This is a genomic window from Streptomyces sp. LS1784, assembly GCF_020103755.1.
Classification (GTDB): Bacteria; Actinomycetota; Actinomycetes; order Streptomycetales; family Streptomycetaceae; genus Kitasatospora.
In genome coordinates this window covers 23,861-35,115 of sequence record NZ_JAHSQD010000027.1, presented here as the reverse complement: position 1 = coordinate 35,115, position 11,255 = coordinate 23,861, and the positions used below count along the sequence as shown (strand labels likewise).

Here is an 11,255-nt window from a genome sequence, read left to right as displayed (position 1 = left end):
GCCGGTGCGGGCCCGCAGCCGTCGGGCGAGGACGGCGTTGGCGAGGCGGGCGTGCACCGGCCAGGCACCGGCGGTGGCCGGCCGGCGGCGGCCGAGCACCAGGTCGGCCGCACCGTCCAGCACCGGTGCGACGACCCGGGGGAGTTGGGCGGGATCGAGCGAGCCGTCGCAGTCGAGGAAGCAGACCAGGTCGGCGGTGGCGGCGCGCAGCCCGGTGTGGCAGGCGGCGCCAAAGCCGCGCCTCGGTTCCTCGACCACGGTCGCGCCGAGGGAGCGGGCGAGCTCGGCGGAGCCGTCCCGGGAGCCGTTGTCCACGACGATCGCCCGCCAGCCGGGAGGGATGCGTCCGAGCACCCACGGCAGGGCCCCGGATTCGTCCAGGCAGGGCAGGACCACATCGGCGACCGGTGGGGGAGGGAGGGGAGAAGTCACGCCGGTCACGCTAACCGCGGGCGGTCCCGTCGGGACCGAACCGCGCCCTTGTGGAAGTGCCACGTCTGTCCGGCGGGGCCCGTTCGGGGGATCTCGGGGATCTCACGGAACGCGGACGCCGGTCCCGGTGGGCGACCCCGCCGTGGCCGGGGGGTCGTATCCTCGGCAAGGTGAACGACCGCCCCACCACAGGGGGATCACCGTCGTCCTGCCGCGTCCTGGTGATCGGTGACGACCCGACCGTGGCCGAGGTCGTGGCCGGCTACCTCACTCGGGCGGGTCACCGCGTCGACCGGGCCGCCGACGGCCCGCAGGGGTTCGCCCTGGCCCCCGCCCACCGCCCGGACCTGCTGGTTCCGGACCTCATGCTCCCCGGGATCGACGGCCTGGAGATCCTGCGCAGGCTGCGGCCCGCCGAGGGCGGTGCCGACCTGCCGGTCGTCATGCTCACCGCCAAGGGGGGACGAGCTGGTGCTCTCGGTCACCGACGGCTGCGGCGGCATCCCGGAACAGGACCTGCCTCGGGCGTTCGAGACGGGGTGGCGTGGCAGCACCGCCCGCACTCCTCGCCCGGCCGACCCCGGAAGCCCCCAGGAACCGGGCGGGGGCGGTGCCGGACTTGGGCTCTCCATCGTCCGCGGCATCGTCGAGGCCCATGCCGGTCGGGCCCGGGTGCACAACACCGCCGGGGGCTGCTGCTTCGAGATCGTCCTTCCCGCTGCCCGAAGCTGACGTCAGGCACGTTGCGGTGCCGCCGCGAACTCCCTCATGCCGTCCGTGAAGGCCACCCGGGCCCGCCAAGCGAGTTCCGCAAGCAGCCGCGAGGAGTCCGCGGTGATGTGCCGGACGTCGCCGAGCCGGTACTCGCCCGTCACTACCGGCATCGGCCCCCCGTGGGCAGCGGCGAGCGCCGAGGCCATCTCGCCGATCGTCCGGACCTCGCCGCTGCCCACGTTGTACGCCCGGGCGCTGCCTGGGGGCCGGCCGCCAACGGCAGCGAGCGCGGCGACGTTGGCATCGGCCACGTCCTGGACGTGGACGAAGTCCCGGCGCTGACCGCCGTCCTCGAACACCCGCGGTGCCTTGCCTCGGGCCAGGGCCGAGCGGAACAGGGAAGCGACCCCAGCGTACGGCGTGTCGCGTGGCATGCCCGGCCCGTAGACGTTGTGGTAACGGAGCGTCAGTACGCGTCCCCCGCAGGCGCGGGCCCAGGCGGAGGCCAGGTGCTCCTGGGCCAGCTTGGTGGCCGCGTACACGTTGCGCGGGTCGACCGGGGCGTCTTCTGCCACCAGCCCGGGGCTCAGTTCAGCGCCGCACCGCGGGCACGGCGGCTCGAACAGGCCGGCGTCCAGGTTGTCCGGATGCCGCGGACCGGGCGAGACGTCCCCGTGCACCGGACACCGGTACCGGCCCTCCCCGTAGACCACCATGGACCCGGCGAGCACCAGGTCCCGCACGTGCGAACGCGCCATCGCGGAGAGCAGGACCGCTGTGCCGAGGTCGTTGCAGCCGGCATAGGCGGGCGCGTCGTCGAGGTCCAGCCCCAGGCCCACCATCGCCGCCTGGTGGCAGACCGCGTCCACACCGGCCAGTGCCTGCTCAACCACCACCGCATCCCGCACGTCGCCGTGCCGCAGCTCCACGTCGTCCGGCAGGCTGGGCATCACTCCGGAGGGGTGGACGGCGGGCAGCAGTGCGTCCAGAACGCGGACCTCGTGGCCCGCCGTCGCTAGGGCCAGTACGACCGCCGACCCAATGAACCCGGCACCGCCGGTGACCAGAATCCTCATAATCGGCGACCCTACCGGCGGACGCCGGAACGACCGGCCCAAGCAGGCATCGTGTCACGTCCCGGTAAAACTCGGCGCGTTGACCGAATCCGAGCTGGGTCAGGAGCGCTGAGCCACTGAGTAGGGTCGGGGACTGGCGCGGTGGCTGATGCTCCGTTTCCAGTCCCCGCCGCTTCGAACCGTGCATGCGGTTCTCCCGCACACGGCTTTCCGACATCGTTCACCAGCTGGCATGCGCCGTCGCCCAGCGCACGTTCCCGGTCAGGCGGTAGACCCCGAGCCGACTGATCCACCCGTAGGTGAAACGGCTGGTCCAGTTCCGGCCCCGCAGGCCGTGTTTCCGGCTGGCGAAGATCGCCAGCCGCTCGTGGACATAGCCGTCGACCTCATTGAACTTCCGCCCGCTGTTGCCGTTTCGGAAGTACGCTGCCCAGCCCCGCAGGACCGGGTTGAGATCGGCGACCACAGCGGCCACCGGCCGCTCGCTCCGGGACCTTGAGGTGGCCGCGCGAATCTTGTCCCGCAGAACCCCCAACGCCCGTGGCGGGGGCCAGCGTTGCAGGTAGAACCTGCCCCGCCATCTCCACGACTCCACCTTCCGGTGGTGGAATCCGAGGAACTCGAAACCCTGCCCGCCCCGCGTGAGGCAGACGATGCCGGACTTCTCCGGATGCAGCCGCATCCCGAGTCTGCCCAGCACCCGCGCGGCCAGCTCGCGCGCCTGTTCGGCGCGCTGTCTGGTCGGCGACAGGACCACGAAGTCATCGCAGTGGCGCACCAGCACCCCCAGCCGGCGTCCCTCGTCCTGCCACGCCTCGTCGAGGACGTGCAAGGCGATGTTGGCCAGCAGCGGGGAGATCGGTGAGCCCTGCGGGGTTCCCGCCCCAGTCGGGGAGGTCACCCCGCCCTCCAGTACTCCCATCCGCAGCCATGCCCGGATCAGTTTCAGCATCGACCGGTCCGCCACGCGCCGCTCCACCTGAGCGACAAGGGCATCATGTCCGATCGTCCCGAAGCAGTCCCGGATATCGGCCTCGAACACCCACTCCCGTCCCTGGTTCGCCGCGACGCGCACAGCCTCACACGCGTCGATCGCGGACCGCTTGGGCCGGAAACCGTAGCTCGCCTCGGTGAACCGGGCCTCGAAGACCGGTTCGAGGACCAGTTTCGCGGCCGTCATCACCACCCGGTCGGCCGCAGTGGGGATCGACAGCGGCCGCAACTCCCCCGGCCGCCCCGGTTTCGGGATCTGGACCCGCCGCAGCACCGACGGACGATACGTATGCGTCCGCAGTCGATCCGACAGGTCCTGGAGGAACTCATCCACCCCCGAGGCCGCCACCTGGTCGACGCTCACGCCGTCCACCCCGGGGGCGCCCCGGTTCGTGCTCACGCTGGACCATGCCCGCCACAAGACGTCCATGCGGAGGACGTGGCCATACAGGGCATGGAACCGGCGCTCGGGTTCTTGCTTGGCACAGCGGTAGAGCGTCCACTGCTTCTCTGCACTTCACTCGAAAGGGTGAGGAAGGGTATGTGGTTGGGCAGGGGATGCTCCGTTGATGAGGGGGCTGGGGAGTGTGCCAGGTGGCACCGAACTCACGCCGCACTGCGTGATTACGGGTGTGAATAGTTGAGGTACAGGAAATCCCGGTGAGATTGATCTTGCTGTGATTCCCCTACTCCTGCCGGGGCTCGGGCGTGCTGGGCTCGGGTGCAGTCTCGCCTGCTTCGGGTTTGGGCCAGCGGCCGAAGGGTCCGTGTTCTCCGGGTCCGGTGGCGCCGAGGACACCGGGGTCCTTCCAACGGTGGGGCGGCATGGGGATCACTGGTCGTCTCCGTTCCGGGGTCGCTTACCCCGCTCCGGCGCATGCCTCCGCCTCTGCCAGATACCGTGCCACCGGGCCCAGGGTCACCATTCCGCTGGTGGCGCCGGCGTGTTCGGCACAGGCATCGCGCAGGGCAGCCTGGGCGCGTGCGGCGATTCCGGGCGCGCCGAGGCGTACGGCGGCGCGGACGGTCAGGCACCACATGGCCTCCTGCATGTGGTCACGCGGTGGTTCGGGCACCGTGGCGAGGGCGGCACGGGCCTCCTCGGTCCGGTCCTGGGCGAGCAGTACGAGGGGTCGTGCCCAAGGCCGGTACGGACCCCAGTCGAGGTGCGGGTCGGTGGGCGCGGGCCGGTCGTGCAGCAGGCGCAGCCCCAGCAGGGCGAGCGGGAAGAGGCCGCGGTGCAGCCCGGGCATTCCGGCAGTCCGGAGGGCGTTCTCGGCAGCGCGGTAGTGCGCCGCGGCCGTGGCGGCGGTCGGTCCGCCGGGTTCGGTGCTGCGGGCGGCTGTGACCCGGGCCCGGAACCACCCGGTGAGGACGGGGACGAGGGGCGCCTCGATGGTGGCGGCGAGCTGTTCGGCGGCCTCGGCGTGGGAGGTTGCGGTGTCGAGGTCGCCGAGGGCGGAGGCGGACTGCAGGCGGATGAGCCGGCCGAGTACGGCGAAGTTCGGCAACGCGTGCCGGGTGGCCAGGTCGAGGATCTCGGCGCCGGTCCTGTCCCGTACCGCCGCGAGCCCGGGGCGGGTGAAGGACTGCAGGAACACCCCGTTGAGGGCGAAGGCGAGCAGGGCGGGATCGGCCAGGTCCCGTGCCAGCGCCTCGGCCCGCCGCGCCGCCTGCCGCGCGCGCCCCGGCTCGGTCCCGGACAGATCGGCGCTGCGGCTCTCGACGGCGATCGTGGCCAGCAGGCGGGCGGAGAGGTCGGCGGGGCCGTCGGGGCCGAGCGCGGTGATGGTGCGCTCGGCGGCCGCGACGACGGCGCGGGACTGTTCGGGGTCGTCGGCCCGGCTCCAGAGGGCGGGCACGTCGTAGGCACCGATGATCCGCGCGGTCAGGGAGAGGTCTCCTGTGCGTTCCGCGGCCTGGACGGCGGCGAGACGGTCGCGCCGCGAGTGGACGAGGGCGTCGCCACCCGCCAGGGCGAGGGTGCGGGCCAGCCGCAGCCGTCGGGCGAGGACGGCGTTGGCGAGGCGGGCGTGCACCGGCCAGGCACCGGCGGTGGCCGGCCGGCGGCGGCCGAGCACCAGGTCGGCCGCACCGTCCAGCACCGGTGCGACGACCCGGGGGAGTTGGGCGGGATCGAGCGAGCCGTCGCAGTCGAGGAAGCAGACCAGGTCGGCGGTGGCGGCGCGCAGCCCGGTGTGGCAGGCGGCGCCAAAGCCGCGCCTCGGTTCCTCGACCACGGTCGCGCCGAGGGAGCGGGCGAGCTCGGCGGAGCCGTCCCGGGAGCCGTTGTCCACGACGATCGCCCGCCAGCCGGGAGGGATGCGTCCGAGCACCCACGGCAGGGCCCCGGATTCGTCCAGGCAGGGCAGGACCACATCGGCGACCGGTGGGGGAGGGAGGGGAGAAGTCACGCCGGTCACGCTAACCGCGGGCGGTCCCGTCGGGACCGAACCGCGCCCTTGTGGAAGTGCCACGTCTGTCCGGCGGGGCCCGTTCGGGGGATCTCGGGGATCTCACGGAACGCGGACGCCGGTCCCGGTGGGCGACCCCGCCGTGGCCGGGGGGTCGTATCCTCGGCAAGGTGAACGACCGCCCCACCACAGGGGGATCACCGTCGTCCTGCCGCGTCCTGGTGATCGGTGACGACCCGACCGTGGCCGAGGTCGTGGCCGGCTACCTCACTCGGGCGGGTCACCGCGTCGACCGGGCCGCCGACGGCCCGCAGGGGTTCGCCCTGGCCCCCGCCCACCGCCCGGACCTGCTGGTTCCGGACCTCATGCTCCCCGGGATCGACGGCCTGGAGATCCTGCGCAGGCTGCGGCCCGCCGAGGGCGGTGCCGACCTGCCGGTCGTCATGCTCACCGCCAAGGGGGGACGAGCTGGTGCTCTCGGTCACCGACGGCTGCGGCGGCATCCCGGAACAGGACCTGCCTCGGGCGTTCGAGACGGGGTGGCGTGGCAGCACCGCCCGCACTCCTCGCCCGGCCGACCCCGGAAGCCCCCAGGAACCGGGCGGGGGCGGTGCCGGACTTGGGCTCTCCATCGTCCGCGGCATCGTCGAGGCCCATGCCGGTCGGGCCCGGGTGCACAACACCGCCGGGGGCTGCTGCTTCGAGATCGTCCTTCCCGCTGCCCGAAGCTGACGTCAGGCACGTTGCGGTGCCGCCGCGAACTCCCTCATGCCGTCCGTGAAGGCCACCCGGGCCCGCCAAGCGAGTTCCGCAAGCAGCCGCGAGGAGTCCGCGGTGATGTGCCGGACGTCGCCGAGCCGGTACTCGCCCGTCACTACCGGCATCGGCCCCCCGTGGGCAGCGGCGAGCGCCGAGGCCATCTCGCCGATCGTCCGGACCTCGCCGCTGCCCACGTTGTACGCCCGGGCGCTGCCTGGGGGCCGGCCGCCAACGGCAGCGAGCGCGGCGACGTTGGCATCGGCCACGTCCTGGACGTGGACGAAGTCCCGGCGCTGACCGCCGTCCTCGAACACCCGCGGTGCCTTGCCTCGGGCCAGGGCCGAGCGGAACAGGGAAGCGACCCCAGCGTACGGCGTGTCGCGTGGCATGCCCGGCCCGTAGACGTTGTGGTAACGGAGCGTCAGTACGCGTCCCCCGCAGGCGCGGGCCCAGGCGGAGGCCAGGTGCTCCTGGGCCAGCTTGGTGGCCGCGTACACGTTGCGCGGGTCGACCGGGGCGTCTTCTGCCACCAGCCCGGGGCTCAGTTCAGCGCCGCACCGCGGGCACGGCGGCTCGAACAGGCCGGCGTCCAGGTTGTCCGGATGCCGCGGACCGGGCGAGACGTCCCCGTGCACCGGACACCGGTACCGGCCCTCCCCGTAGACCACCATGGACCCGGCGAGCACCAGGTCCCGCACGTGCGAACGCGCCATCGCGGAGAGCAGGACCGCTGTGCCGAGGTCGTTGCAGCCGGCATAGGCGGGCGCGTCGTCGAGGTCCAGCCCCAGGCCCACCATCGCCGCCTGGTGGCAGACCGCGTCCACACCGGCCAGTGCCTGCTCAACCACCACCGCATCCCGCACGTCGCCGTGCCGCAGCTCCACGTCGTCCGGCAGGCTGGGCATCACTCCGGAGGGGTGGACGGCGGGCAGCAGTGCGTCCAGAACGCGGACCTCGTGGCCCGCCGTCGCTAGGGCCAGTACGACCGCCGACCCAATGAACCCGGCACCGCCGGTGACCAGAATCCTCATAATCGGCGACCCTACCGGCGGACGCCGGAACGACCGGCCCAAGCAGGCATCGTGTCACGTCCCGGTAAAACTCGGCGCGTTGACCGAATCCGAGCTGGGTCAGGAGCGCTGAGCCACTGAGTAGGGTCGGGGACTGGCGCGGTGGCTGATGCTCCGTTTCCAGTCCCCGCCGCTTCGAACCGTGCATGCGGTTCTCCCGCACACGGCTTTCCGACATCGTTCACCAGCTGGCATGCGCCGTCGCCCAGCGCACGTTCCCGGTCAGGCGGTAGACCCCGAGCCGACTGATCCACCCGTAGGTGAAACGGCTGGTCCAGTTCCGGCCCCGCAGGCCGTGTTTCCGGCTGGCGAAGATCGCCAGCCGCTCGTGGACATAGCCGTCGACCTCATTGAACTTCCGCCCGCTGTTGCCGTTTCGGAAGTACGCTGCCCAGCCCCGCAGGACCGGGTTGAGATCGGCGACCACAGCGGCCACCGGCCGCTCGCTCCGGGACCTTGAGGTGGCCGCGCGAATCTTGTCCCGCAGAACCCCCAACGCCCGTGGCGGGGGCCAGCGTTGCAGGTAGAACCTGCCCCGCCATCTCCACGACTCCACCTTCCGGTGGTGGAATCCGAGGAACTCGAAACCCTGCCCGCCCCGCGTGAGGCAGACGATGCCGGACTTCTCCGGATGCAGCCGCATCCCGAGTCTGCCCAGCACCCGCGCGGCCAGCTCGCGCGCCTGTTCGGCGCGCTGTCTGGTCGGCGACAGGACCACGAAGTCATCGCAGTGGCGCACCAGCACCCCCAGCCGGCGTCCCTCGTCCTGCCACGCCTCGTCGAGGACGTGCAAGGCGATGTTGGCCAGCAGCGGGGAGATCGGTGAGCCCTGCGGGGTTCCCGCCCCAGTCGGGGAGGTCACCCCGCCCTCCAGTACTCCCATCCGCAGCCATGCCCGGATCAGTTTCAGCATCGACCGGTCCGCCACGCGCCGCTCCACCTGAGCGACAAGGGCATCATGTCCGATCGTCCCGAAGCAGTCCCGGATATCGGCCTCGAACACCCACTCCCGTCCCTGGTTCGCCGCGACGCGCACAGCCTCACACGCGTCGATCGCGGACCGCTTGGGCCGGAAACCGTAGCTCGCCTCGGTGAACCGGGCCTCGAAGACCGGTTCGAGGACCAGTTTCGCGGCCGTCATCACCACCCGGTCGGCCGCAGTGGGGATCGACAGCGGCCGCAACTCCCCCGGCCGCCCCGGTTTCGGGATCTGGACCCGCCGCAGCACCGACGGACGATACGTATGCGTCCGCAGTCGATCCGACAGGTCCTGGAGGAACTCATCCACCCCCGAGGCCGCCACCTGGTCGACGCTCACGCCGTCCACCCCGGGGGCGCCCCGGTTCGTGCTCACGCTGGACCATGCCCGCCACAAGACGTCCATGCGGAGGACGTGGCCATACAGGGCATGGAACCGGCGCTCGGGTTCTTGCTTGGCACAGCGGTAGAGCGTCCACTGCTTCTCTGCACTTCACTCGAAAGGGTGAGGAAGGGTATGTGGTTGGGCAGGGGATGCTCCGTTGATGAGGGGGCTGGGGAGTGTGCCAGGTGGCACCGAACTCACGCCGCACTGCGTGATTACGGGTGTGAATAGTTGAGGTACAGGAAATCCCGGTGAGATTGATCTTGCTGTGATTCCCCTACTCCTGCCGGGGCTCGGGCGTGCTGGGCTCGGGTGCAGTCTCGCCTGCTTCGGGTTTGGGCCAGCGGCCGAAGGGTCCGTGTTCTCCGGGTCCGGTGGCGCCGAGGACACCGGGGTCCTTCCAACGGTGGGGCGGCATGGGGATCACTGGTCGTCTCCGTTCCGGGGTCGCTTACCCCGCTCCGGCGCATGCCTCCGCCTCTGCCAGATACCGTGCCACCGGGCCCAGGGTCACCATTCCGCTGGTGGCGCCGGCGTGTTCGGCACAGGCATCGCGCAGGGCAGCCTGGGCGCGTGCGGCGATTCCGGGCGCGCCGAGGCGTACGGCGGCGCGGACGGTCAGGCACCACATGGCCTCCTGCATGTGGTCACGCGGTGGTTCGGGCACCGTGGCGAGGGCGGCACGGGCCTCCTCGGTCCGGTCCTGGGCGAGCAGTACGAGGGGTCGTGCCCAAGGCCGGTACGGACCCCAGTCGAGGTGCGGGTCGGTGGGCGCGGGCCGGTCGTGCAGCAGGCGCAGCCCCAGCAGGGCGAGCGGGAAGAGGCCGCGGTGCAGCCCGGGCATTCCGGCAGTCCGGAGGGCGTTCTCGGCAGCGCGGTAGTGCGCCGCGGCCGTGGCGGCGGTCGGTCCGCCGGGTTCGGTGCTGCGGGCGGCTGTGACCCGGGCCCGGAACCACCCGGTGAGGACGGGGACGAGGGGCGCCTCGATGGTGGCGGCGAGCTGTTCGGCGGCCTCGGCGTGGGAGGTTGCGGTGTCGAGGTCGCCGAGGGCGGAGGCGGACTGCAGGCGGATGAGCCGGCCGAGTACGGCGAAGTTCGGCAACGCGTGCCGGGTGGCCAGGTCGAGGATCTCGGCGCCGGTCCTGTCCCGTACCGCCGCGAGCCCGGGGCGGGTGAAGGACTGCAGGAACACCCCGTTGAGGGCGAAGGCGAGCAGGGCGGGATCGGCCAGGTCCCGTGCCAGCGCCTCGGCCCGCCGCGCCGCCTGCCGCGCGCGCCCCGGCTCGGTCCCGGACAGATCGGCGCTGCGGCTCTCGACGGCGATCGTGGCCAGCAGGCGGGCGGAGAGGTCGGCGGGGCCGTCGGGGCCGAGCGCGGTGATGGTGCGCTCGGCGGCCGCGACGACGGCGCGGGACTGTTCGGGGTCGTCGGCCCGGCTCCAGAGGGCGGGCACGTCGTAGGCACCGATGATCCGCGCGGTCAGGGAGAGGTCTCCTGTGCGTTCCGCGGCCTGGACGGCGGCGAGACGGTCGCGCCGCGAGTGGACGAGGGCGTCGCCACCCGCCAGGGCGAGGGTGCGGGCCAGATCCACGGTGGTGCGCGGACCGAGCCGGACACCAGGGCCGGCCCACGCAGTACGTGCGCCTTCGAGCGGCACGGACCCGCCGAGGATCTCCATCTCCAGGCGTTGCAGGTCGGCACCGGGGTCCAGTCCGAGTTGGTCGACGAGCATCGCGCGGGCGCGGCGGAGGGTGGCCAGCGCGTCGGCCCGGCGGCCCGCATGGTACTGCGCGCGGGCGAGCAGCCCCCAGGCCGGCTCGCGCCACGGATGGTCGGCGACATGAGCACCCAGCCCGGCGACGAGATCGGCCCCTTCCCCGGAGCCGAGGAGGAGGCGGGCACGCAACTCCACGCCCTCCAACCGCAGTTCCTCCAGCCGGATCCGCTCGCGCTGCGCCCATGCGGAGCCGGGCACATCGGCGTACGCGGGTCCGCGCCAGGCCGCGAGTGCCGCGCCGAGGTCGGTCACCGCGTCGGGGTGGCGCCGGGCACGGGCCAGGGTGTCCTGGAACCGGTGGACGTCCACCTCATCACGCGGCAGGCGCAGTGCGTAGCCGGGACCTTCGGTGACGATGACACGCGGCGGATCGCGGGGCGGCCGTTCGGGTTCGAGGGCGCGGCGCAGCGCGGCGACGAACGTACGCAGAGCGCCCACGGCGCGGACCGGCGGATCGGTCCACAGGTCGTCGACCAGGGTGTCGGTGGTGACCATCCGCCCCTCGGCGGCGACGAGCCGGGCGAGTACCTCGCGATGACGGGGTCCGCCCAGGTCGACCGGGCTGCCGTCGTCGCGGAGGGCCCGCACAGCACCGAGCACGTCGATTCGCATGCGCCCAGTGTCTGTGACGGGGGCGGGCTGCGCCCAGCCGTACTG

Annotated in this window: 7 protein-coding genes and 4 pseudogenes; 4 read left to right on the top strand and 7 right to left on the bottom strand. The window is 72.5% G+C overall.

Features of this window, described 5'->3' with window-relative positions:
- On the bottom strand, positions 1 to 441 hold a 441-nt coding region (locus KS423_RS06205; RefSeq protein ID WP_374119908.1), incomplete at its 3' end, for a glycosyltransferase family 2 protein.
- 161 nt (positions 442 to 602) lie between these two features.
- On the opposite strand from KS423_RS06205, the pseudogene KS423_RS06200 reads away from it, so the two are divergent.
- Together KS423_RS06200 and KS423_RS06195 are read left to right on the top strand one after the other, a co-directional pair.
- Positions 603 to 893: pseudogene (locus KS423_RS06200) on the top strand (response regulator); the annotation flags it as partial.
- A gap of 1 nt (position 894) precedes the next feature.
- Positions 895 to 1,164 (top strand): annotated as a pseudogene (locus tag KS423_RS06195) (ATP-binding protein); the annotation flags it as partial.
- A gap of 2 nt (positions 1,165 to 1,166) precedes the next feature.
- On the opposite strand, the gene KS423_RS06190 reads toward KS423_RS06195, so the two are convergent.
- The 3 genes from KS423_RS06190 to KS423_RS06180 all read right to left on the bottom strand — a co-directional run bounded on the left by KS423_RS06190 (position 1,167) and on the right by KS423_RS06180 (position 5,629).
- The gene (locus tag KS423_RS06190) at positions 1,167 to 2,222 is read right to left on the bottom strand and encodes an NAD(P)-dependent oxidoreductase (protein ID WP_224274375.1); all 1,056 of its coding nucleotides are present in this window, start codon (positions 2,220 to 2,222) and stop codon (positions 1,167 to 1,169) included.
- Between the two features lie 220 nt (positions 2,223 to 2,442).
- Positions 2,443 to 3,645 (bottom strand): group II intron reverse transcriptase/maturase, encoded by a 1,203-nt coding sequence (gene ltrA, locus KS423_RS06185; RefSeq protein ID WP_224274373.1) that lies wholly within the window; start codon positions 3,643 to 3,645, stop codon positions 2,443 to 2,445.
- Positions 3,646 to 4,075: 430 nt separating this feature from the next.
- Positions 4,076 to 5,629, bottom strand: coding sequence for a glycosyltransferase family 2 protein (locus KS423_RS06180; protein WP_224275849.1), 1,554 nt, complete (start codon positions 5,627 to 5,629; stop codon positions 4,076 to 4,078).
- A 170-nt stretch (positions 5,630 to 5,799) separates the two neighbouring features.
- Between KS423_RS06180 and KS423_RS06175 the strand changes: the two are divergent.
- Both KS423_RS06175 and KS423_RS06170 read left to right on the top strand, forming a co-directional pair.
- Positions 5,800 to 6,090: pseudogene (locus KS423_RS06175) on the top strand (response regulator); the annotation flags it as partial.
- 1 nt (position 6,091) lies between these two features.
- Positions 6,092 to 6,361, top strand: a pseudogene (locus KS423_RS06170) (ATP-binding protein); the annotation flags it as partial.
- A 2-nt stretch (positions 6,362 to 6,363) separates the two neighbouring features.
- On the opposite strand, the gene KS423_RS06165 reads toward KS423_RS06170, so the two are convergent.
- The 3 genes from KS423_RS06165 to KS423_RS06155 all read right to left on the bottom strand — a co-directional run bounded on the left by KS423_RS06165 (position 6,364) and on the right by KS423_RS06155 (position 11,210).
- The gene (locus KS423_RS06165; RefSeq protein ID WP_224274375.1) at positions 6,364 to 7,419 is read right to left on the bottom strand and encodes an NAD(P)-dependent oxidoreductase; all 1,056 of its coding nucleotides are present in this window, start codon (positions 7,417 to 7,419) and stop codon (positions 6,364 to 6,366) included.
- A gap of 220 nt (positions 7,420 to 7,639) precedes the next feature.
- A complete protein-coding gene (ltrA, locus tag KS423_RS06160) occupies positions 7,640 to 8,842 on the bottom strand; it encodes a group II intron reverse transcriptase/maturase (RefSeq protein ID WP_224274373.1) in 1,203 nt (400 codons plus the stop codon).
- Between the two features lie 430 nt (positions 8,843 to 9,272).
- Positions 9,273 to 11,210 (bottom strand): AfsR/SARP family transcriptional regulator, encoded by a 1,938-nt coding sequence (locus tag KS423_RS06155; protein ID WP_224274366.1) that lies wholly within the window; start codon positions 11,208 to 11,210, stop codon positions 9,273 to 9,275.
- Between the last annotated feature and the right edge of the window lie 45 nt (positions 11,211 to 11,255).

Bases quoted from the DNA above. Each gene is read 5' to 3' on its own strand.
- KS423_RS06165 (WP_224274375.1), bottom strand. From the start codon at position 7,419: ATGAGGATTCTGGTCACCGGCGGTGCCGGGTTCATTGGGTCGGCGGTC.
- KS423_RS06155 (WP_224274366.1), bottom strand. From the start codon at position 11,210: ATGCGAATCGACGTGCTCGGTGCTGTGCGGGCCCTCCGCGACGACGGC.
- ltrA (WP_224274373.1), bottom strand. From the start codon at position 8,842: ATGGACGTCTTGTGGCGGGCATGGTCCAGCGTGAGCACGAACCGGGGC.
- ltrA (WP_224274373.1), bottom strand. From the start codon at position 3,645: ATGGACGTCTTGTGGCGGGCATGGTCCAGCGTGAGCACGAACCGGGGC.
- KS423_RS06190 (WP_224274375.1), bottom strand. From the start codon at position 2,222: ATGAGGATTCTGGTCACCGGCGGTGCCGGGTTCATTGGGTCGGCGGTC.